Raw genomic sequence first — 22,376 nt, forward strand, 5'->3', positions numbered from 1 at the left:
GGGGCGGCGTCTGACCGCCCGCGGCGGCGTCGGGCTGCCCGGGCGCCCGCCGAGGCGCGCTGACGCGGGCCGCCGCGACCGGGTGGGTCGCCGGCCGGGTCAGTCGACGTCGCCGAGCGGATCGTCGAGGCCCGGCACGCGCCGCTCCTCGTCGATGCCGGTCACGTCGTCGACCTCGTCGTCGTCGACGCGCTCGTCGTCGTCCTCGGGAAGGTCGCTCTCCACGAACTCCCCGTCCTGTGCGACCTGGAACTCGTGGTCGTCGCCCACGAGTTCGTCGCCTTCGCCCGAGACCTCGTCCATGCCGCGAGCCTAGACCCGCCTGCCCGCAGCCGACAGCCCCGGTGCGGCATCCGTCTCGGGTCGAGTGCCCGCCGTAGGCTCCATCCATGCCCGAGTGGATCGCTGCCGGACTCGCCGGACTCATCGCCGGCAGCGCGCTGCTCGTGGGCGCCGTCGTGGGGTGGTTCGCGCGGGTCCCCGTTCCCGTCGTCGCGGGCATCATGGCGTTCGGCGCGGGCGTGCTCATCTCGGCGCTCGCCTTCGACCTCGTACTCGAGGCGAACGACGAGGGCGGCCTGATGCCGACCGTGCTGGGGTTCGTCGTCGGCGCCGTCGCGTACGTCATCGCGAACCAGCTGCTCGACCGCTACGACAAGCGCAACCCGCGCGGCAAGGGCGAGGACCCCGGCACCGGCACGGGCATCGCCGTGGGCGCACTGCTCGACGGCATCCCCGAGTCGGCGGTCCTGGGCCTCAGCATGATCGGCGGCAGCGGCGTGAGCGTGCCGGTGCTCGTCGCGATCGTCATCTCCAACGTCCCCGAGGGGCTCTCCTCGACGGCCGAGCTGAAGCAGGCCGGCCGATCCGCTCGCTACGTCTTCGTGCTCTGGACCGGCATCGCGCTCGTGAGCGCCGTCTCCGCCATCGCCGGCTACGTGCTCCTCGACGGCGCGCCCGCGACGCTCACGGCATTCATCACCGCCCTCGCGGCGGGCGCGATCCTCGCCATGATCTGCGACACGATGATCCCCGAGGCCTTCCGCACCGAGGGCCGGGTCACCGGGCTCCTCGCCACATTCGGCTTCCTGCTCAGCTTCGCGGTGCACCAGCTCGCCTGAACCGGCTAGAATTGCTGCGCGCCCGACGAATCCGTTCTCCGGGCCGACGGCGGGGGATCGTTCCCGCGCCCTGCTCGGCCCTTGCAGATATCCCCGCAGCCCGGATTCGGCGCACCGCGACCGACGGCATCCGACTCGATCCGTTCGCCCGGTGCCGACCGCCGTGCAGGCGGTGCGGGCGCGATTCGGATGCGGCCCAGAAACGGGAGGACCATTGGCCCAGACGAGGCAGCGGCAACGCACGCGTTCGCGCGACGACGACGCGCCCATCATCCCGATCCTCGCGCGCAAGGTGCGCGAGGTCGAGCAGAAGGCCCAGAAGAACAAGCTGGGTCCCACCAACCGCACGAAGTTCCAGGTCATCGCGCTGCTCATGCGCGAGGAGCGCGCGCGGGTCAAGGGCGACCCCGAGCTGGGGCCCGCGGAACGCGCCGAGCTGCTCAAGCGCCTCGACGGCATCGCGCAGATCCTCGCGAAGACGGCAGCCCGCGACACCAGCCTCATCACGCTCCTCGAGCCGGATGCCTCGATCTCCACGGTCGCGCAGCGGTTCCGCCGTGACTGGCTCCTCGAGTCCGGCGCCGAGCTCTCGGAAGACGAGCTCATCATCACGCGCGAGCCGGAGGTGAAGCCCGAGCTCGCCGAGAACCAGGTGATCCCGGCATCCGTGCGCGCTCGTCAGCTCGCCAACCCGTTCCTCGCCCCCGACTTCTCGATGCCGACCGCGCCCCCCGTGCCCGTGCGGCGACTCGCGAACTGGGAGCTGCTCGGCCCGCTGTTCAAGTCGTTCGAGATGGGCTCCGGCGGCGGAGCCGCGACGATGGAGCTGCCCGAGGCGCCCGTCGTCGACCGGCTCGCCCCGCGCGGGCTCGAGCTCATGAAGCACCAGGCGCGCTTCATCGAGTCCGCCCGCGAGGGACACCGCACCTTCCTCCTGGCCGACGAGCCGGGACTCGGCAAGACGGCGCAGTCGGTGCTCGCGGCATCCGTCGCCGACGCCTACCCGCTGCTCGCGGTCGTGCCGAACGTCGTGAAGATGAACTGGGCCCGCGAGGTGGAGCGCTGGACGCCGCACCGTCGCCCGACCGTGATCCACGGCGACGGCGACACCCTCGACGCGTTCGCCGACGTGGTGATCGTGAACTACGACGTGCTCGACCGCCACATGGCGTGGCTCTCCACCCTCGGATTCCGCGGCATGGTCGTCGACGAGGCGCACTTCATCAAGAACCTCTCGTCGCAGCGCTCGCGCAACGTGCTCGCGCTCGCCGAGCGCATCCGCAAGACGACGCCCGGCGGCAACCCCCTGCTCCTCGCGCTCACGGGCACGCCGCTCATCAACGACGTCGACGACTTCCGGGCGATCTGGCAGTTCCTCGGCTGGATCGCCGGCGACCGGCCCTCGCCGCAACTGCTCGGCAAGCTCGAGGAGACCGGGCTCACGCCCGCCGACCACGGCTTCTACGCCGAGGCGCGACGCACCGTGATCGACCTCGGCATCGTGCGCCGCCGCAAGGTCGACGTCGCCGCCGACCTGCCCGAGAAGCGCATCGCCGACCTGCCCGTCGAACTCGACGACGAGCTGGGCCGCTCCATCCGCGCCGCCGAGCGCGAGCTGGGCAACCGCCTCGCCGGCCGCTTCCGCGCGCTCGTCGAGGCGCGGAACCTCCGCATCGGCGACCTCGACGACGACCAGCGCGCGCAGTTCGTCCGCGCAGTCGCGCTCTCGGAGCTCGAGGAGTCGAAGGGCGCGAAGTCGGGCGAGAACGTCTTCACGATGGTGCGCCGCATCGGCCAGGCGAAGGCGGGGCTCGCCTCCGACTACGCCGCGCAGCTCGCGCGCTCCGTCGGCAAGGTCGTGTTCTTCGCGAAGCACATCGACGTCATGGACCAGGCCGAGGCCGCCTTCGCGGCCCGCGACCTGCGCACGGTCTCGCTGCGCGGCGACCAGACGGCCCTGCAGCGCCAGGCCGCGATCGACGCGTTCAACAAGGACCCCGAGGTCGCCGTGGCGGTGTGCTCGCTCACCGCGGCGGGCGTCGGCGTGAACCTGCAGGCCGCGTCGAACGTCGTGCTCGCGGAGCTCAGCTGGACCGCCGCCGAGCAGACGCAGGCGATCGACCGCGTGCACCGCATCGGCCAGGACGAGCCCGTGACCGCGTGGCGCATCATCGCCGCGCACACGATCGACGCCCGCATCGCCGAGCTCATCGATTCGAAGCAGGGTCTCGCGGCACGCGCGCTCGACGGCACCGACGTGGAGCCGGGCTCGGCCGACTCGGTGCAGCTCGACGCGCTGCAGCACCTGCTGCGGAGCGCGCTCGACGGCACCCTGTAGGCCCCGCCTCCGCACCGTCGGCGGGCCGCGCACGTCACCGGACGCGGCTCGCCGGTGGGAACCCTATAGACTGCGGCAGTCGAATCGCCCCGTCGTTGTGGCCACCGGCAACTGCATGTCCGCAACGAGCAACCTGGAGTCGTCCACCCATGAAGATCGGCCTTCTCACCAGCGGCGGGGACTGCCCCGGACTGAACGCGGTCATCCGCGGGGCGGTGCTCAAGGGCGTCATCTCGCATGATGCCGAGTTCGTCGGCTTCCGCAAGGGCTGGAAGGGCGTCGTCGAGGGCGACTTCATGCCCATCGAGCGCCACGACGTGCGCGGCCTCTCGAAGCAGGGCGGCACCATCCTCGGCTCGAGCCGCACCAACCCCTTCGAGGGCGAGGGCGGCGGCCCCGAGAACATCCAGCGCATGCTCGACGAGAACGGCATCGACGCGATCATCGCCATCGGCGGCGAGGGCACGCTCACCGCGGCCCGCCGCCTCACCGACGCGGGCCTCAACATCGTCGGCGTGCCGAAGACGATCGACAACGACCTGGCCGCCACCGACTACTCGTTCGGCTTCGACACGGCCGTGGAGATCGCCACCGAGGCGATCGACCGCCTGCGCACCACGGCCGAGTCGCACGGGCGCTGCATCGTCGTCGAGGTCATGGGCCGCCACGTCGGCTGGATCGCCCTGCACTCGGGCATGGCGGGCGGCGCGCACGCCATCCTCATCCCCGAGCAGCCGCAGTCGATCGACCAGATCTGCGAGTGGGTCGAGTCGGTGCGCGATCGCGGACGCGCGCCGCTCGTGGTCGTCGCCGAGGGCTTCCACCTCACCGACATGGAGGAGGCCCACTCCCACAAGGGCCTCGACGCCTTCAACCGCCCCCGCCTCGGCGGCATCGCCGAGCGCCTCGCGCCCATGATCGAGGAGCGCACCGGCATCGAGTCGCGCGACACCGTGCTCGGGCACATCCAGCGCGGCGGCGCCCCGTCGGCCTACGACCGCGTCCTCGCCACGCGCCTCGGCATGGCGGCGATCGACGCGGTCTACGCCCGGGCGTGGGGCTCGATGGTCACCCTCCGCGGCACCGACATCAAGACGGTCTCGATCGCCGAGGCCGTCGGCACGCTCAACGTCGTGCCCGACGCCCGCTACGACGAGGCCAGGATCCTCTTCGGCTGACCGTCGCGCGCTTCAGGGGGTTCGGATGCCGCTGCCGCAGGTCTGCGTCTGCTACCTCCTGCGCGAGCGGGGCGGCCGCACCGAAGTGCTGCTCGGACGCAAGAAGCACGGACTCGGCGAGGGGTACTTCGTCGGCCTCGGCGGCAAGCTCGAGCCGGGGGAGTCCGCCGTCGACGCCGCGGTGCGCGAGGTGTTCGAAGAGTCGGGCGTGCGGGTCGTCGCAGCCGACCTCGAGCCGCGGGGCCTCCTGACCTACCACTTCCCGCACCGCGAGGCGTGGAGCCAGGAGTCGAGCGTGTTCGTCTGCCGCACGTGGATCGGGGAGCCCGCGGCATCCGACGAGCTCGACCCCGAGTGGTTCGACCTCGCCGCGGTGCCGCTCGACGAGATGTGGGACGACGCCAGCCGCTGGCTGCCCGACGTGCTCGCGGGCGGGAGCGTGCGGCGCACGTTCGTGTTCGGGGCCGACCTCGCCACCGTGGTGGAGGAGCGCAGGCCGGTCGCGTAGGATCGACGGGGCTCGGCGATCGCCGACTTCTGCAACCTCTTCCCGTGAACACCCGGTGAACTCGTCACCGATCACAGAGAAAGACGCCGGTGGATCTCACCCTCATCGTCGTGCTGGTCATCGCGCTGGCGCTCTTCTTCGACTTCACGAACGGCTTCCACGACACCGCGAACGCGATGGCGACGCCGATCGCGACGGGCGCGCTGCGCCCGAAGGTCGCCGTGGCGATCGCCGCGATCCTCAACCTCATCGGCGCGTTCCTCTCGACGGAGGTCGCGAAGACCATCTCGGGCGGCATCATCCGCGAGGGCGAGAACGGGGTGTTCATCACGCCCGAGCTCATCTTCGCCGGCCTCATCGGCGCGATCGTGTGGAACATGGTCACGTGGCTGCTCGGCCTGCCCTCGTCGTCGAGCCACGCGCTCTTCGGCGGCCTGATCGGCGCGGCGCTCGTGGGCTTCGGCGTGCAGGCGATCGACTTCAGCGTCGTGCTCTCGAAGATCGTCCTCCCCGCGCTGCTCGCGCCCCTCACCGCCGGGCTCGCCGCGTACGCGGCCACCAAGCTCGCCTACGCGATCACCCGGCGCTACGACGGCAAGCCCGACGGCCGCGACGGCTTCCGATTCGCGCAGATCTTCTCCAGTTCGCTCGTGGCACTCGCCCACGGCACGAACGATGCGCAGAAGACGATGGGCGTCATCACGCTCACGCTCATCTCGGTGGGCATGCAGCCCGTCGGGTCGGGCCCCGAGACCTGGGTCATCGTCACGTGCGCCATCGCGATCGCCCTCGGCACGTACATGGGCGGATGGCGCATCATCAAGACCCTCGGCACCGGCCTCACCGACGTCAAGCCCGCCCAGGGCTTCGCCTCGGAGACCTCCACGGCCGTCACGATCCTCGCGTCGAGCCACCTCGGCTTCGCGCTCTCGACCACGCAGGTCGCATCGGGGTCCGTCATCGGCTCCGGCCTCGGGCGGCGCGGCTCCAAGGTGCGATGGCGCACCGCCGGCCGCATCGGCGTGGGCTGGCTCATGACGCTGCCGTGCGCCGGCGGCGTGGGCGCCCTCGCCGCGTTCGTCGCCCTCATGGGGCCGCTCGGCGTGCTCATCGACACGATCGCGGGCGCCGCCATCATCGGCATCATCTTCATGTGGTCGCGGCGCAACGAGATCTCGCACCGCAACGTGCTCAGCGAGGTCGCCGACTCCGGCCGCGCGGTGAAGATCAAGCGCAACCCCAAGCCGAAGCGGAAGGTGGCCTCGTGATCGACTGGTACGCGTTCCTGGTGGTGCTCGTCGTGACGCTGTTCGCCTCGGCGGTCGTCGTGAGCGCCTATGCGCTCGGCATCCGCCTGCTCACGCTCTCCGGGCGCACGCCCATCGTGACCCCCGCCGAGTTCACCGACGCGATCGCCGTCATCACGCCCGCCGAGGCGGCGGCCGCCGCGAAGCGCGCGGCGAAGGCGGCCAAGAAGAGCCCGCTGACCGACGGCCAGAAGCGCCTCGCGCTCGTCGGCGCGTGGGTGTGCTTCGCGATCAGCGCCGGCGCCGTGCTCTACGGCATCTACCTCATCGTGCCCGCCCTGCACGGAGGCGCCTGACCGCCGATGACGACCTCGACGACTCGCGAAACGCCTCGCGCCCCCGAAGCGCGCACCGGCTTCCTCGACCGCTGGTTCCAGATCACCGAACGCGGCTCGACGGTCTCGACCGAGGTGCGCGGCGGACTCGTCACGTTCGTGACGATGGCCTACATCGTCATCCTCAACCCGATCATCCTGTCGGGTGCGCCCGACGTCGTGGGCGACACGCTCGGCTTCCCGCAGGTCGCGGCGGTCACCGCACTGACCGCCGGCGTCATGACGATCCTCTTCGGCATCGTCGCCCGCCTGCCGTTCGCGTTCGCGGCGGGTCTCGGCATCAACTCGTTCCTCGCCGTCTCGGTGGTGGGCCAGGTCACGTGGCCCGAGGCGATGGGCCTCGTGGTCGTCAACGGCCTCATCATCGTGCTGCTCGCGGCCACGGGCCTGCGTCGCATGATCTTCGACGCGGTGCCACTGCAGCTCAAGCTCGCGATCACCGTGGGCATCGGCTTCTTCATCGCGTTCATCGGCTTCGTCGACGCCGGCTTCGTCACGGCGACGGGTACGTCCTCGCCTCCCGTCGGCCTCGGCATCGGGGGCTCGGTCGCCACGATCCCTGCGCTCGTGTTCGTGGTCACGCTGCTCATCACGGGCGTGCTCGTCGCCCGCAAGGTGCGCGGCGGCATCCTGATCGGGCTCCTGACCGGCACCGTGCTCGCGGTGACGCTCGAGGCGATCCTCGACCTGGGCCCGAAGTTCCCCGCCGACGGCGACCCGAACCCCGCCGGCTGGGGGCTCTCCGTACCCGAGCTGCCCGGCCAGTGGGTCAGCGTTCCCGATCTCTCGCTCGTCGGGCAGGTGAGCCTCGGCAGCTTCGAGCGCATCGGCGTGCTCGCCGCCCTCATGCTCGTCTTCACGCTCGTGTTCACGAACTTCTTCGATGCGATGGGCACGATGACGGGCCTCTCGAAGGAGGCCGGGCTCGCCGACGCGAAGGGCGACTTCCCGCGGCTGCGCTCGGCGCTCATCGTCGAGGGCGTGGGCGCGGTGGCCGGCGGCTTCACCTCGAGCTCGTCGAACACCGTCTTCATCGAGTCGGGCGCGGGCATCGGCGAGGGCGCGCGCACGGGGCTCGCCAACGTGGTGACGGGGCTCCTGTTCCTCGCCGCGATGTTCCTCACCCCGCTCACGTCGATCGTGCCGTCGGAGGTCGCCGCGGCCGCACTGGTGATCGTCGGTGCGCTCATGATGGCCCAGATCACCTCGATCGACTTCTCCGACTTCGCGGTGCTGCTGCCGGTGTTCCTCACGGTCACCGTGATGCCGCTCACGTACTCGATCGCGAACGGCATCGGCGCCGGCTTCATCAGCTGGGTGGTCCTGCGGTCGCTGTCGGGCCGGGCGCGCGAGATCAGCCCGCTGCTGTGGGTCGTCGCGGTGGGCTTCGTCGTGTACTTCGCCCGGGGGCCCGTCGAGGCGCTCGCGGGCGGCTGACCGCGAGCCGCGGTCAGGCGGTGCCGCGCGCCCGCGCGATGCCGTTCATGAGGTGGTAGATCACGATCGCCGCAATCGTGCCGATCGCGATGCCGTTGAATGTGACCTGTCCGGCACTGAACGTGAAGTCGGCGATGCCGATGATGAGCGCCGTCGCCGCCGTGAACTGGTTCACGGGCTTCGAGAAGTCCACCCGGTTGTCGACCCAGATCTTCACGCCGATGACGCCGATGAGCCCGTACAGGGCCGTCGTGATGCCGCCGAGCACTCCCGGCGGGATCGTGTTGATGACGGCGCCGACCTTGGGGGAGAGGCCGAGCAGCACCGCGAACGATCCGGCGACCCAGTACGCCGCGGTCGAGTAGATGCGCGTCGCGGCCATCACGCCGATGTTCTCGCCGTACGTCGTGGTGCCCGACCCGCCGAAGAGCCCCGCGACGGTCGTGGCCAGGCCGTCGGCGAGCAGGGCCCGGCCGGTGAAGCGGTTGACCGAGGCATCCGTCATCTGCGCCACGCCCCGGATGTGCCCGACGTTCTCGGCCACGAGCACGAGCACCACGGGGAGGAAGGCCGGCAGGATGCCCCACACCGCGGGTTCGGCGAACGGGTTCGCGGGCAGGTGGAACGACGGAAGTCCGACCCACGCGGCCTCGCCGACCGAGGTGAAGTCGACCTGGCCCTGGATCACTGCGGCCACGTACCCGATCGCCACCCCCAGGAGGATCGACATGCGTCCGAGCAGGCCCCGGAAGCCGACGCTCGCGACGATGACCGACGCGAGCGTGATGAGCGCGGTGAGCGGCGCCTCGGTGAAGTTCGCCTTCGCGACGGGGGCGAGGTTGAAGCCGATGAGGGCCACGATGGCGCCCGACACGACCGGTGGCATGAGCACGTCGATCCAGCGCGAGCCCGCGAACTGCACGACGAGCCCGACGAGGGCGAGCAGCACGCCGACCACGAGGATGCCGAACAGGGCGGCGCCCATCGGATCGGCGATGCCCTCGCCCGCCTTCGCGGCCGTGATCGGCGCGATGAACGCGAAGGACGAGCCGAGGTAGCTCGGTACGCGGTTGGCCGTGATGAGCAGGAAGAGGATCGTGCCGAGCCCCGAGAAGAACAGCGTCGTCGCGGGCGGGAATCCTGTGATGATCGGCACCAGGAAGGTGGCGCCGAACATCGCCACCACGTGCTGTGCGCCGAGCCCGATCGTGCGCGGCCACGAGAGGCGCTCGCCGGGCGCGACGACCTCGCCCGTCGCGACGGTCGTGCCGTCGCCGTGCAGGGTCCAGGGCAGGGGCATGGGGGCTCCGATCCGCTCGTGCGTGATCCGTCGGGAGCGAGGATCGCTGCGATGCTATCGGCGCGGCGGGGCGGCTCCGCGCAGGGCGAGCGCGTGCCACCGTGTCGAGCGCCGGCCACCGTGTCGATCCGGGGGATAGCCCCATACCGACGTCCCGTCCCGGTTCGTAGCGTGGAGGACGTCCACCGAGGAGGAAGCAGAACCCCATGACCACCGTCACCGACCAGCCCGCCGCCGTCACCACCGGCGACCCCGTCGCATCCGCACCGGTCGCGCCCGTGCCCGTCGCGCCGGTCGCCCCCGTCGGCGCTCCCGCCGGCGCACCCTTCGCCGAGGACAGCCGCGGCTTCGGCATCTCGAGCCTCGTGCTCGGCCTCGTCTCGATCCTCGCCGGCTTCACACTCGTCGTGCCCGCCGGCGGCCTCGTGCTCGGCATCCTCGCGCTCAAGCGCGAGCCCGCGTCGCGCACGATGGCGATCTGGGGCATCGTGCTCAACGGCGTGATGCTCGCCGGCGCGGTGCTGGCCACGCTCGTGGCCGTCGCGTTCGGCCTCGCCGTGCTGCCGTTCCTGCCGTTCGCGTTCGCCTGAGCGGCGCCGGCGGCCCACGGCCCGCCTGGTGAGATGCCCCGACCGTCCGCGGTCGGGGCATCTCGTCGTGCGCCCGGGTGCGCGAACCGGGACGTGGCGTACTCTGGCGCCGGGAGGACTGCGATGGTGGGGGAGCGGGGGCGCCCCGCGTCGGTGCCGGCGGCGGGGTTCGACGAACCCGGGTATGCCGCGACCGAGGACGGGTACGTCGCCTACCGGGTGTTCGGCGGCGGCCCGCGCGACCTGCTGGTCATCGGCAACTGGGCGAGCAACATCGAGGTGATGACCGAGCATCCCGCGATGGCTCGCTACCTCGACCGCCTCGGGCGGTTCGCGCGCGTCATCTGCTTCGACAAGCGCGGCTCCGGCCTCTCGGATCCCGTGCCGATGAATGCGCTGCCGACGCTGGAGCACTGGATGGACGACGCGCGCGCCGTCCTCGACGCCGTCGGCTCCGCGAGCGCGGCGCTCCTCGGCGATGCGGAGGGCGGTCCCATGGCGATGATGTTCGCCGCCACCTACCCTCAGCGCACCCGCGAACTCGTGCTCGTGAACACGTTCGCGAGGATGCTGCGGGCCGACGACTACCCCATCGGGATGCCCGAGCAGTCCGCGGAACGGCTCCTGGCCGAGTGGGAGCACGGATGGGGCAGGGGCGCCGTCGTGCTGCCGATGTCCGCGTCCAGCATGGCCGACGACCCGCAGTTGCAGCGCTGGGCCGGCCGGTACATGCGCCTCTCGGCGTCGCCCGCGACCGCCATGCGGATCTACCGCTGGGTGCTCCACCTCGACGTGCGCTCGGTGCTGCCGAGCATCCAGGCACCCACGCTGATCCTGCACCGGGCCGCCAACCGCCACTACCGGCCGCCGATGGGCCGCTATCTCGCCGAGCACATCCCCGGCGCCGCCTACCTGGAGCTCGCCGGGGGCGACTGGTACCCGCCCTTCGTCGACGCCGAGCCCGTTCTCGACGCGATCGAGGAGTTCCTCACCGGCGACCGTCCCGAGCCGGCCGACGACCGGGTCCTCGCGACGGTGCTGTTCACCGACATCGTCGGCTCGACGGACTCGGCCGCGCGGCTCGGCGATCGCCGCTGGCTCGACCTGAAGGACGCCCACGACGCGCTCGTGCGGGCGCAACTCGAACGGTATCGCGGCCGGGAGATCGCCACGACGGGAGACGGGTTCCTCGCGATCTTCGACGGCCCCGCCCGCGCGGTTCGGTGCGCCTCGGAGATCTCGGCCGCGGTCCGCCCCCTGGGGATCGAGATCCGGGCCGGGCTCCACTGCGGCGAGGTCGAACTCCACGACGACGGGATCGCGGGGATCGCGGTGCACATCGCCGCGCGCGTCATGGCGCTCGCCGAGGCGGGCGGCGTGCTGGTGTCGGGCACCGTGAAGGACCTGGTCGTCGGCTCGCCCATCCGATTCGCCGACCGGGGGTCGCATGCGCTGCGTGGCGTGCCGGGCAGGTGGCACCTGTTCGCGGTCGCCGGTTCCGCCTGACTGCCGCGTCGCGGCGTGCAGCGGATGCCGCGGCGCCGGCGCGGGCCTCAGCCGTAGAAGCCGCGCAGCAGCGCCTCGGTGCCCTCGAGGTGCTCCGCCATCGCCCGGGCCGCGTCGTCGGGTGCGCCGCGCAGGATCGCGCTCACGATCGCCCGGTGCTGGTCGTCGGAGTGCGCGATGTTCGGCGTGAGCAGCGGGATCCCGTCGAGGAACCCGTTCACGCGCATGCGCACGTCGGCCATGAGCGGGATCACGCCCGGCGTCCCCAGCAGCTCGGCGATGAGCAGGTGGAACCGCGAGTCGGCGACCCGGTACTGGCCGGGTGCGGCGTCGTGGCAGTCCTGGTACGCCAGCCACAGGCGCTCCCGGTCGGATGCCGCGAGCGGGCGCTCCGCCGCGCGCCGCGCCGCACCGACCTCGATGACGGCGCGCAGGGTGAGCGTGTCCTCGAGCTCCGCAGTGAGCGCGGCGGCCCCGCCGTGCGCCGCCGGAAGCACCGCCGTCGCGTCGGGCAGCCGTTCGGCGACGAACGTGCCGCCGTAGCGTCCGCGCCGCGACACGACCCAGCCGGCGTCGGCGAGCGACCCGATCGCGTCGCGCAGCGTGTCGCGGCTCACCTCGAGCATGCTCGCGAGCTCGCGCTCGGCGGGCAGGCGCTCGCCGGGCGCGATGAGCCCCAGGCGGATCGACTGCAGCAGGCGCTGCACCGTCTCCTCGAACGCGTTGGCGGGGCGTGCCGGCGTGAGCAGGAGCCCGGCGCTCAGCACCTCCGCCGGCTCGGGGGGCCCGAGCGCGGGCGGCGCTGGGGACGCGTCGCCCGGCGTCGGCGCGGGCGCAGCGGCATCCGCGCCCTTCGCCGTCTCGTCGCCCGGGTTCAGCATGGTCCGAGCCTAGAGCGGAGTCACGTAGGCGGAGCTGATGCCGCCGTCGACGAGGAACGTCGAGCCGGTGATGAACGACGAGTCGTCGCTCGCGAGGAAGGCGACGGCCGCGGCGAGTTCGTCGGGCTCCGCGAAGCGACCCACCGGGATGTGCACGAGCCGGCGCTGGGCGCGTTCCGGATCCTTGGCGAAGAGCTCCTGCAGCAGGGGCGTGTTCACCGGACCGGGACAGAGCGCGTTCACGCGGATGCCCTGGCGCGCGAACTGCACGCCGAGCTCGCGGCTCATCGCGAGCACGCCGCCCTTCGATGCCGTGTACGAGATCTGCGAGGTCGCCGATCCGAGCACCGCGACGAACGACGCCGTGTTGATGATCGACCCGCGACCCTGCGCGACCATGTGGCGCAGCGCCGCGCGCGAGCACAGGTAGACCGACTTGAGGTTGACGTCCTGCACCTTCTGCCACGCGGGCAGCTCGGTGGTCTCGATCGAGTCGTCGTCGGGCGGCGAGATGCCGGCGTTGTTGAACGCGATGTCGACCGAGCCGTACACGCGGGCGGCCTCGTCGAAGAGGTGGTCGACCTGTTGCTCGTCGGTCACGTTCACCTGCACGAAGAGCCCGTCGACGAGCTCGGCCGCGGCGGGCCCCGCCGTGGCATCCATGTCGCCGATGACGACCTTCGCCCCCTCGGCGGCGAGCCGCTTCGCGGTCGCGAGCCCGATGCCCGACGCGCCGCCCGTGATGACGGCGACGCGGCCTGCGAGCCGCTGGGTGAGGTCGATGCGAGGGAGGTCGGCCATTGGTGCTCCTGTTCGTGGTTCGTGGTTCGGGGTCTCGATCCGCGCTGCGCGCTACTCGACCGGCGTGGCGGGATCGACGGCGAGGAAGACGTTCTTCGTCTCGGTGAAGGCGAGCGGGGCGTCGGGGCCGAGCTCGCGCCCGAGGCCCGACTGCTTGAACCCGCCGAACGGCGTCGCGTACCGCACCGACGAGTGCGAGTTGACGCTGAGGTTGCCCGATTCGACGGCACGGGCGACGCGGATGCCGCGGCTCAGGTCGCGCGTGAAGATGGACCCCGAGAGGCCGTACTCGCTCGCGTTCGCGAAGCGCACCGCGTCGGCCTCGTCGTCGAACGGGAACACCGAGACCACCGGTCCGAAGATCTCCTCGCGCGCCGTGCGGGCATCGCGCGCCGGCGTGAGCACGGTGGGCGCGAACCAGTACCCCGGTCCGGCGGGCGCGGCGCCGCGGAACGCGACGTCGGCATCGTCGGGCACGAACGAGCGCACCCGGTCGAGGTGCGGCGCCGAGACGAGCGGGCCCATCTCGGTCGCCTCGTCCATGGGGTCGCCCACGCGCACGCCCTGCACCGCGGGCTCGAGCAGCTCCATGAAGCGCTCGTAGACGCTGCGCTCGACGAGGATGCGGCTGCGGGCGCAGCAGTCCTGCCCGGCGTTCTCGAACACGCCGTACGGCGCGGTCGCCGCCGCCTTCTCGAGGTCGGCGTCGGCGAACACGATGTTGGCGCTCTTGCCGCCGAGCTCGAGGGTGACCCGCTTCACCTGGTCGGCGCAGCCGGCCATGATGTGCTTGCCCACCTCGGTCGAGCCGGTGAAGACGATCTTGCGCACGGTCTCGTTCGTGATGAACCGCTCGCCGACGACCGAGCCCCTGCCCGGGATCACCTGGAAGAGCCCCTCGGGCACGCCCGCCTCGAGGCCCAGCTCGGCGAGGCGCAGGCTCGTGAGCGGCGTCCACTCGGCGGGCTTCAGCACGACGGCGTTGCCCGCCGCGAGCGCCGGCGCGAAGCCCCACGACGCGATCGTCATGGGGAAGTTCCACGGCGTGATGACGCCCACGACGCCGAGCGGCTCCTGGAACGTGACGTCGAGCCCGCCCGCGACCGGGATCTGGCGGCCGAAGAGGCGCTCGGGCGCGGCCGAGTAGTACTCGAGCACGTCGCGCACGTGGCCGGCCTCCCAACGTGCCTGCCCGATCGGGTGGCCGGAGTTGCGCACCTCGATGCGGGCGAGCTCCTCGACCGCGCCGTCGACGGCGTCGGCGAACCGGCGCAGCACCCGGGCACGGTCGGCGGGCGCGACGGCCGCCCACTCGCGCTGGGCGCGGGCGGCGCGGGCGATCGCGGCATCCGCGTCCTCGATCGACGCGGCGGCGACGGTCGTCACGACGGTCTCGTCGGCGGGGTTCACGATGGTGTGGGTCACGCGGGCGTCCTCCTGGTGCGATGCGTGCGGGCGGCCTCGACCAGGCCGGCGAACAGGCGGCGGTCGGCGTCGTTCTGCTCGGGGTGCCACTGCACCCCGATGCCGAACGGCACCGAGTCGAGCTCCACGGCCTCGATGACGCCGTCGTCGGTGCGGGCGGTCACGGTGAGGCCGGGGGCGACCTCGTCGATCGCCTGGTGGTGGTAGACGTGCACGGCGTGCGGCGTCGCCTCGGGGCCGAGCACGTCGGCGAGCCGCGAGCCGGCGTCGACCGCGACCCGCGTCTGGCCGAACACGGCGGGCGCCGGCTGGTAGGCCTCGGTGCCCACGACGTCGGGCAGGTGCTGCACGAGGGTGCCGCCGAGGGCGACGTTGAGCAGCTGCGCGCCCCGGCAGATGCCGAGGAACGGCAGCTCGAGCTCGATGGCCGCGGCGAACAGGGCGTCCTCCCACTCGTCGCGGTCGGTGCGCGGGGCGCCCGTGCGCTCGTGCGGCTCCTGCCCGTAGCGCGCCGGGTCCACGTCGGCGCCGCCCGAGACGACGAGGCCGTCGAGGGCGCCGAGCACGCGACGCGCGACCTCGGGGGAGGCGGGCTGCGGCGGCAGCAGCACGGCGATGCCGCCGGCATCCGTCACCGCGTCGAGGTAGACCTTCGGCAGGAACGCGGCACGCACGTCCCACACGCCGGTCTGCGCCTGCTCGAGGTAGGTGGTCACCCCGATCAGGGGCGCGGATGCCGCGGGCACAGCCCCCGCGGCATCCGCACCGCCCTGCGGGGCCGCCACCGGATCAGAGACGTTCGAAGCCACGCACCCGCTCCCAGTCCGTGACGGCCGCGTCGTAGGCGGCGAGCTCCACCCTGGCGTTGTTCAGGTAGTGGGCGACGACCTCCTCGCCGAACGCCTCGAGGGCGACGGTCGAGGCGGCGAACAGCTCGGCGGACTCGCGGAGCGTCGCGGGCACGCGGTCGACGTCGCTCTCGTAGGCGTTGCCCTCGAACACGTCGCCGGGCTCGATCTGCTGCTCGATGCCGTGCAGCCCGGCCGCGATGAGCGCCGCGACCGCGAGGTACTGGTTCACGTCGCCGCCGGGCACGCGGTTCTCGACGCGCATGCCGTGGCCGCGGCCCACGACGCGCAGTGCGCACGTGCGGTTGTCGAGGCCCCAGGCGATCGCGGTCGGCGCGAAGCTGCCCGCCGCGTAGCGCTTGTAGGAGTTGATGTTCGGTGCGGAGAAGAGCGTGAGCTCGCGCATGGCGGCGAGCTGGCCGCCGAGGAAGTGGCGGAAGAGCGTCGACATGCCGTACGGCGCCGACTCGTCGGCGAACACTGCGCTGCCGTCCTCGCCGCGCAGCGAGATGTGGATGTGGCAGCTGTTGCCCTCGCGCTCGTTGAACTTCGCCATGAAGGTGAGCGCCTTGCCGTGGCGGTCGGCGATCTCCTTCGCGCCGTTCTTGTAGATCGAGTGGTTGTCGCACGTGCCGAGCGCGTCGGTGTAGCGGAACGCGATCTCCTGCTGGCCGAAGTTGCACTCGCCCTTCACGCCCTCGCAGTACATGCCGGCGCCGTCCATGGCGTTGCGGATGTCGCGCAGCAGCGGCTCCATGCGGGTGGAGGCGAGGAGGGCGTAGTCGATGTTGTAGTCGCTGGCCGGGGTGAGGTCGCGGTAGCCCTTCTGCCAGGCCGACCGGTAGGAGTCGTCGAAGACGATGAACTCGAGCTCGGTGCCGACGAACGCGGTGAGCCCGCGGTCGGCGAGCCGGGCGAGCTGTCGCTGCAGGATGCGACGGGGCGACGCCTCGACGGGCGCGCCGTCGAGCCACTGCAGGTCGGCGGTCACGAGCGCGGTGGCCTCGAGCCAGGGCGCCATGCGCAGCGTGGAGAGGTCGGGGATGAGGGCCATGTCGCCGTAGCCGCGCTTCCAGCTCGACATCTCGTAGCCGTCGACGGTGTTCATCTCGACGTCGACCGCGAGCAGGTAGTTGCACGCCTCGGCGCCGTGGCCGGCGACGTCCTCGAGGAAGAGCCGCGCCGACACGCGCTTGCCGACGAGTCGGCCCTGCATGTCGGTGAACGCCACGATCACGGTGTCGACGTGGCCGGCGGCGACGGCCGCGCGCAGTTCGTCGAGCGAGAGAAATCCGGTCGGTGCCGTCATCCTGAGCGCCTCCTCGAGTTCGGAATGGTCGGTCGTGGCGACCATTACATCACAGGCGGATGCCACGGCGCAGTCGTGTTCTGCGATGATCCCGCGGGCCGCGGCATCCACCCCCCGAAAAATGGTCTGGACGAGCGACCATTGGGCCCATACCATGTGGCCAACGCATCGCACCCCGCGCCCGCCCCCCACGGGCAGCGCGATGAGCTCGAGGGAGCCGCAATGACGAAAGACACCCTGCACGTCGACGGCGTGAAGTACACGACGGCCGAAGACGGATACTTCGAGAAACGGAAGCTCACGAGGGCCGCGGGCGTCTGGGGCCTCTGGGGCCTGGCCGTCGCCGCCGTCATCTCGGGTGACTTCTCGGGCTGGAACTTCGGCATCGACTTCGCCGGCTTCGGCGGCATGCTCATCGCCTTCGCGATCCTCGTCGTCATGTACTACGGCCTCATCTTCTCGATCGGCGAGATGGCGTCGGCCATGCCGCACACGGGTGGCGCGTACTCGTTCGCTCGCGCCGCGATGGGCCCCTGGGGCGGATTCGTCACGGGCCTCGCGGAGACGATCGAGTACGTCGCGACCACGGCGGTCATCGTGTTCTTCTCCGCGTCGTACGCCGACGCGATCACGAGCGAGCTGCTCGGGTTCTCGATGCCCGGCTGGGTGTGGTGGATCGTCCTCTACGCCGTGTTCATCGGCATCAACGCGGCCGGGGCCAACATCTCCTTCAAGTTCGCGATCGTCGTGTCGATCATCTCGATCGCGATCCTGCTCGTCTTCAGCGTGATGGCGATCTTCTCCGGCCAGTTCTCGTGGGACAGCCTCTTCAACATCGCGCCCGACGCGGGCCAGACCGAGTTCCTGCCGCACGGGGTGCTGCCGATCCTGTTCGCGCTGCCGTTCGCGATGTGGTTCTTCCTCGGCATCGAGGAGCTCCCCCTCGCGGCGGAGGAGTCGCACAACCCCGTCCGCGACATCCCGCGCGCCGGTCTCATCGCACGCGGCACGCTCATCATCACAGGCCTGCTCGTGCTGTTCCTCAACACGGGCGTCATCGGCGCCGAGGCCGCGGCCACCGCGGGGGAGCCGCTGCTCGACGGGTTCCGCGCGATCGTCGGCGACGGGCTCGCGGCGGTGCTCGCGCTCTTCGCCCTCATCGGCCTGCTCGCCTCGCTGCAGGGCATCATGTTCGCCTACGGACGCAACATGTACTCGCTCTCGCGTGCCGGCTACTACCCGAAGTTCCTCTCGCTCACCGGCAAGCGCCAGACCCCGTGGGTCGCACTCGTCGCGGGCGCCGTGATCGGCTTCATCGCCCTCGTGGTGCTCGACCTGCTCGCCCAGGTCGACGCCGAGGGCGCGGGCGCCGTGGCCGGCGCGATCGTGCTGAACATCGCCGTCTGGGGCGCCGTGCTCGCCTACCTGCTGCAGATGGTCGCCTTCGTGATCCTCCGCCGCAAGTACCCGAACGCCAAGCGCCCATACCGCAGCCCGTGGGGCGTCGGGGGCGCGGTGACCGCGGCGGTCATCGCGGCGCTCATCTTCCTCGGATTCCTGCTCAATCCCACCTTCGTGCCGGCGATCATCGCGATCGCGGTCGTGTACGCCGTCATGCTCATCGGGTTCGCCGTCTACGGACGCAGCCACCTCGTGCTCTCGCCCGAGGAGGAGTACGCCGTCTCGGGCGGCCTGCACGGCAACCCGCAGGAGGAGGGCTACGGCGGCAAGGTCGAGGAGGAGATCCTCGCGACCGACGGCGTCGACGAGTCGACGGGGGCTGGAGAACCCATCAACTGACGAGGGCGGGGGGATCGCGGCGCGACTGCGCCGAACGGCGGCGGAACGTGGGGGCGTTCCGCCGCCGTCGTCCGTGCGCGATCGCGCGTGGCTCCCGGTCGGCACGCGCGAAAACCGCGCGATCGCCGGACGCTCTGCATGGATCCACCGCCGGGCTGCGGACTCCGCCGAGGCCCCGAGAGTAGGCTCGAAGGGTACGGCGCGGCGACCCCGCGCACCCCCCGAGGCAATGGAGCCACAGTGTCGATGACCCGACCCGACCACATCGTCGAATCCCAGCGAGCGGAGGACCAGGTGACCGTTCCGACCCCGACGGCGACTCGTACCGAGACCGACTCGCTCGGCAGCGTCGAGGTGCCGGCCGACGCGTACTGGGGCGTGCACACGAAGCGCGCGCTCGACAACTTCCCGATCTCGAAGCGGCCGATCTCGGTCTACCCGGAACTCGTCGTCGCGCTCGCACAGGTGAAGCAGGCCGCGTCCCGCGCCAATCGCGAGGTCGGCGTGCTCGACGCGCAGAAGCAGGTCTGGATCGACGAGGCGTGCCAGCGCATCATCGACGGCGAGCTCAACGACCAGTTCGTCGTCGGCGTCATCCAGGGCGGCGCGGGCACCTCGACGAACATGAACGCGAACGAGGTCATCACCAACCTCGCGCTCGAGATCGCCGGCTACGCCAAGGGGCGGTACGACATCCTGCACCCCATCGACGACGTCAACCGCAGCCAGTCGACCAACGACACGTACCCCACGGCGGTCAAGCTCGCGATGACCTCGTCGCTCACGACGATGCTCGCCGAGCTCGACCTGCTGCGCATCTCGTTCGGCCGCAAGGGCCGCGAGTTCAAGGATGTCCTCAAGGTCGGCCGCACGCAGCTGCAGGACGCCGTGCCCATGACGCTCGGCCAGGAGTTCCACGGCTACGCGACCACGCTCGGCGAGGACATCGCGCGACTGCGCGAGACCATCAAGCTGCTCTCCGAGGTCAACCTCGGCGCCACCGCGATCGGCACGGGCATCACCGCCGATCCGGGTTACGCGGCCGCCGTCGTGCGTCACCTCAGCGAGATCACGGGCCTGCACCTCGAGACGGCGCCCGACCTCATCGAGGCCACGAGCGACACGGGCGTCTTCATGACGTTCTCGAGCGCCCTCAAGCGCAGCGCCATCAAGCTCTCGAAGATCTGCAACGACCTCCGCCTGATCTCCTCCGGCCCGCAGGCGGGCTTCGGCGAGATCAACCTCCCGCCGCGTCAGGCCGGCTCGTCGATCATGCCGGGCAAGGTCAACCCCGTCATCCCCGAGGCCGTGAGCCAGGTCGCCTACGCCGTCGCCGGCGCCGACGTGACCGTGATGATGGCGGCCGAGAGCGGTCAGCTGCAGCTCAACGCGTTCGAGCCCGTGATCGCGCACGCGCTGCTCCAGTCGATCACGTGGATGCGGCAGGCCTGCTGGACCCTCCGGGTCAACTGCGTCGACGGCATCACGGCGAACCGGGAGTTCCTGGCGGCGCAGGTCGCGTCGAGCGTCGGTGTCATCACCGCGCTCATCCCCTTCATCGGCTACACGGAGGCGTCGACCCTCGCCAAGCAGGCGCTCGCCACCGGGCGTCCGGTCGCCGACCTCGTCGTCGAGGCGGGGCTCATGACCCGCGAGGACGTGATGAAGCAGCTGCAGCCGGGGCGGCTCTCGGGCGTGCAGCCCGTGACGCAGGCCATCCCCATCATCGACTCCAAGGGCGAGCCCTCCGAGTAGGCCGCGCGCCGCGGGAGACCTCGATCACGGGGTCTTCCCGCAGCGTCAGATGACGCGGCAGTGCGTCGTGAGCGAGCCGATGCCGCCGATCGACACCGTCACGGTGGCGCCGTCGCGCAGGAAGACCTGCGGGTTGCGGGAGTAGCCGGCGCCGCCGGGGCTCCCCGTCGAGATGAGCGTGCCCGCCGGGATCGTCGCCATGCGCGAGAGGTAGGAGATGATCTCGGCGACCCCGCGCACCATCTCGTTCGTCGAGGCGTCCTGCAGGATGCGGCCGTCGAGGTTGGTCGTGAGCCACAGGTCCTGCGGGTCGGCGATCTCGTCGGCGGTGACCACGACGGGGCCGGTCGGCGTGAAGCCGTCGAACGACTTGCACCGCGACCACTGCGCTTCGCTGAACTGGATGTCGCGGGCCGTGATGTCGTTGACGACCGTGTAGCCCCAGACGTGGTCGAGGGCGTCCTGCACGTGCACGTTGTGCGCCGGGCGGCCGATGATGACGCCGAGCTCGGCCTCGTAGTCGACCTGCGTCGCGATGTCGCCCACCCATGTGGTCGTGGCGCCGTGGCCGGTCAGGGAGTTCGGCCACAGCGAGAAGATCGTCATCGCCGTCTCCGAGCGCAGCTTCAGCTCGGACGCGTGCGCCGCGTAGTTCGCGCCGATCGCGAGCACCTGCGGCGGCCGCAGCACGGCCGAGGAGTGACGCAGCTCGGACACGGGCGGAAGCTCGCGACCCGCGGCGACCGCCTGCTCCACGACGGCGCGCACCGCTGCCAGGGCATCGGGGCCGCGCTCGATGAGGTCCTGCAGGTCGCGCGGCGCGTCGGCCATGGCCTCGTCGAGGAAGAGCGCGTGTTCGGCGATCACCACTGCGAGTCGGGGGGTCGGCTGGCCTTCGACTCTGAGGTGTGCGAACTTCACCCCTCTAGGCTATCGGGCCCGCAACGGCGCCAATGTGAGATGTCGCACAAGAGCGGCGACGGAATCGTGCGCCTTCCGCACACATGGGCGTGCGTGCGCCGTCGGCGCGGCTCAGGCGGATGCCGCGGCTCGCCAGAGGTGCATCGACGCGTAGCTGCGCCACGGCGCCCAGCGCGCGCCGTGCCGCTCGAGCTCGCGCGCGTCGTGGGGCAGGCCGAGCCGAGCGGCCCCGTTGCGCAGCGCCAGGTCGCTCACGAGCAGCACGTCGGGCGCCCGCGTGACGCGCATGGCGAGGTACCCGGCCGTCCACGGGCCGATGCCCGGCACGGCGAGCAGTTCGGCCTGGAGCTCGTGGCGTCCGCGCTCGGGGGCGACCACGAGCTCGCCCGAGGCGAGCCGCGCCGCCACGTCGACGATCGTGCGGATGCGCGCCGCAGGGCCGCGCAGGACCTCTGCGCCGTGCTCGGCGATCGCAGCGGCCGACGGGAACAGCACCCGCGGCCCGGATCCCTCGACCGGCACGAGCTCGACGCGTTCGCCGAGGTCGGCGGCGAGGCGGCGGAGGGCGGTGCGCGCGGCGGCGACCGAGACCTGCTGACCGATCAGGGCACGGAAGACGAGCTCGTGGGGGTCGAGGCATCCGGGCAGCCGCATGCCCGGCGCGGCGGCGACGGAGGCGGCGAGCGACGGGTCGGCCGACAACGCCTCGTCGATCGCGACCGCGTCGGCGTCGAGGTCGAAGAGCCGTCGCACGCGCGCCACGAGCGGCGGCAGGTCGGCGAGGGTCGCGAGCCTGGCGTCGACCTCGATGCCCGGCGCGTCGGTGCTCGTGGCGAGGCGCACGAGCGCCGGCCCGCCGGGCAGGGCGAGGGTGCGCTCGTACGCGTCGTCTGCTGCGACCTCCACACCGTCGAGCGCGCGCGCCGCGAGCCACGCGAACACCCCGGCGGCGTCGAACGGCGCGCGCGCAGGCAGTCGCAGGCGCACGGCCCCGGCGTCGGCCGTCGCCGCGGCCG

The 22,376-nt window shown here is 71.6% G+C and carries 20 protein-coding genes; 11 read left to right on the plus strand and 9 right to left on the minus strand.

All coding sequences use genetic code 11. The features are described from left to right. Positions 1-99 precede the first annotated feature (99 nt). Positions 100-303 (minus strand): hypothetical protein, encoded by a 204-nt coding sequence (locus EDM22_RS17355; RefSeq protein WP_122938345.1) that lies wholly within the window; start codon positions 301-303, stop codon positions 100-102. An 86-nt stretch (positions 304-389) separates the two neighbouring features. Here EDM22_RS17355 and EDM22_RS17360 point away from each other — a divergent pair, with 86 nt between their 5' ends. From EDM22_RS17360 to EDM22_RS17390, 7 genes are all read left to right on the plus strand, one after another. Continuing rightward, positions 390-1,121 carry a ZIP family metal transporter gene (locus EDM22_RS17360; RefSeq protein WP_122938346.1) on the plus strand — a complete coding sequence of 244 codons (732 nt, stop codon included), beginning with the start codon at positions 390-392 and terminating at the stop codon, positions 1,119-1,121. Between the two features lie 214 nt (positions 1,122-1,335). Next, a complete protein-coding gene (locus tag EDM22_RS17365; protein ID WP_122938347.1) occupies positions 1,336-3,459 on the plus strand; it encodes a DEAD/DEAH box helicase in 2,124 nt (707 codons plus the stop codon). 149 nt (positions 3,460-3,608) lie between these two features. Continuing rightward, on the plus strand, positions 3,609-4,637 hold the full coding sequence (locus EDM22_RS17370; protein ID WP_122938348.1) for a 6-phosphofructokinase: 1,029 nt from the start codon (positions 3,609-3,611) through the stop codon (positions 4,635-4,637). A gap of 25 nt (positions 4,638-4,662) precedes the next feature. Next, positions 4,663-5,145, plus strand: coding sequence for an 8-oxo-dGTP diphosphatase (locus tag EDM22_RS17375; protein WP_122938349.1), 483 nt, complete (start codon positions 4,663-4,665; stop codon positions 5,143-5,145). An 89-nt stretch (positions 5,146-5,234) separates the two neighbouring features. Next, entirely contained in the window at positions 5,235-6,413 is a 1,179-nt protein-coding gene (locus EDM22_RS17380; RefSeq protein WP_122938350.1) for an inorganic phosphate transporter, read from the plus strand. Continuing rightward, entirely contained in the window at positions 6,410-6,748 is a 339-nt protein-coding gene (locus EDM22_RS17385) for a peptidase (RefSeq protein WP_122938351.1), read from the plus strand. The genes EDM22_RS17380 and EDM22_RS17385 overlap by 4 nt, the downstream gene beginning before the upstream one ends. A gap of 6 nt (positions 6,749-6,754) precedes the next feature. After that, entirely contained in the window at positions 6,755-8,224 is a 1,470-nt protein-coding gene (locus EDM22_RS17390) for an NCS2 family permease (protein ID WP_122938352.1), read from the plus strand. A gap of 13 nt (positions 8,225-8,237) precedes the next feature. Here EDM22_RS17390 and EDM22_RS17395 read toward each other — a convergent pair whose 3' ends face one another. Further along, the gene (locus EDM22_RS17395; RefSeq protein WP_122938353.1) at positions 8,238-9,524 is read right to left on the minus strand and encodes a uracil-xanthine permease family protein; all 1,287 of its coding nucleotides are present in this window, start codon (positions 9,522-9,524) and stop codon (positions 8,238-8,240) included. A 206-nt stretch (positions 9,525-9,730) separates the two neighbouring features. Between EDM22_RS17395 and EDM22_RS20120 the strand changes: the two genes are divergently transcribed. Then, on the plus strand, positions 9,731-10,114 hold the full coding sequence (locus EDM22_RS20120; RefSeq protein ID WP_245989520.1) for a DUF4190 domain-containing protein: 384 nt from the start codon (positions 9,731-9,733) through the stop codon (positions 10,112-10,114). A gap of 123 nt (positions 10,115-10,237) precedes the next feature. Continuing rightward, positions 10,238-11,620 (plus strand): adenylate/guanylate cyclase domain-containing protein, encoded by a 1,383-nt coding sequence (locus tag EDM22_RS17405; RefSeq protein ID WP_122938354.1) that lies wholly within the window; start codon positions 10,238-10,240, stop codon positions 11,618-11,620. A gap of 47 nt (positions 11,621-11,667) precedes the next feature. Here EDM22_RS17405 and EDM22_RS17410 read toward each other — a convergent pair whose 3' ends face one another. From EDM22_RS17410 to EDM22_RS17430, 5 genes are read right to left on the minus strand one after another with little or no spacing between them, the layout of a single operon-like run. Beyond that, positions 11,668-12,501 (minus strand): FadR/GntR family transcriptional regulator, encoded by an 834-nt coding sequence (locus tag EDM22_RS17410; RefSeq protein WP_122938355.1) that lies wholly within the window; start codon positions 12,499-12,501, stop codon positions 11,668-11,670. A 9-nt stretch (positions 12,502-12,510) separates the two neighbouring features. Then, positions 12,511-13,302 (minus strand): 3-oxoacyl-ACP reductase, encoded by a 792-nt coding sequence (locus EDM22_RS17415; RefSeq protein ID WP_170964193.1) that lies wholly within the window; start codon positions 13,300-13,302, stop codon positions 12,511-12,513. A gap of 51 nt (positions 13,303-13,353) precedes the next feature. Beyond that, on the minus strand, positions 13,354-14,727 hold the full coding sequence (locus EDM22_RS17420) for an aldehyde dehydrogenase family protein (RefSeq protein WP_122938356.1): 1,374 nt from the start codon (positions 14,725-14,727) through the stop codon (positions 13,354-13,356). Continuing rightward, entirely contained in the window at positions 14,724-15,536 is an 813-nt protein-coding gene (locus tag EDM22_RS17425) for a gamma-glutamyl-gamma-aminobutyrate hydrolase family protein (RefSeq protein ID WP_342768534.1), read from the minus strand. The genes EDM22_RS17420 and EDM22_RS17425 overlap by 4 nt, the downstream gene beginning before the upstream one ends. Then, positions 15,517-16,884 carry a glutamine synthetase family protein gene (locus EDM22_RS17430; RefSeq protein ID WP_122938363.1) on the minus strand — a complete coding sequence of 456 codons (1,368 nt, stop codon included), beginning with the start codon at positions 16,882-16,884 and terminating at the stop codon, positions 15,517-15,519. The genes EDM22_RS17425 and EDM22_RS17430 overlap by 20 nt, the downstream gene beginning before the upstream one ends. A gap of 222 nt (positions 16,885-17,106) precedes the next feature. Here EDM22_RS17430 and EDM22_RS17435 point away from each other — a divergent pair, with 222 nt between their 5' ends. Then, positions 17,107-18,684 (plus strand): amino acid permease, encoded by a 1,578-nt coding sequence (locus EDM22_RS17435; RefSeq protein ID WP_122938358.1) that lies wholly within the window; start codon positions 17,107-17,109, stop codon positions 18,682-18,684. A 246-nt stretch (positions 18,685-18,930) separates the two neighbouring features. Further along, positions 18,931-20,439: an aspartate ammonia-lyase gene (locus EDM22_RS17440; protein ID WP_122938359.1), complete on the plus strand. Its 1,509-nt coding sequence runs from the start codon at positions 18,931-18,933 to the stop codon at positions 20,437-20,439. Between the two features lie 45 nt (positions 20,440-20,484). On the opposite strand, the gene EDM22_RS17445 is transcribed toward EDM22_RS17440, so the two are convergent. Together EDM22_RS17445 and EDM22_RS17450 are read right to left on the minus strand one after the other, a co-directional pair. Next, positions 20,485-21,360, minus strand: coding sequence for a fumarylacetoacetate hydrolase family protein (locus EDM22_RS17445; RefSeq protein WP_122938360.1), 876 nt, complete (start codon positions 21,358-21,360; stop codon positions 20,485-20,487). A 111-nt stretch (positions 21,361-21,471) separates the two neighbouring features. Then, the coding region (locus EDM22_RS17450; protein WP_138708127.1) for a DNA-3-methyladenine glycosylase family protein at positions 21,472-22,376 on the minus strand (905 nt) is incomplete at its 5' end.

Source organism: Agromyces tardus (assembly GCF_003710805.1).
Lineage (GTDB): Bacteria > Actinomycetota > Actinomycetes > Actinomycetales > Microbacteriaceae > Agromyces > Agromyces tardus.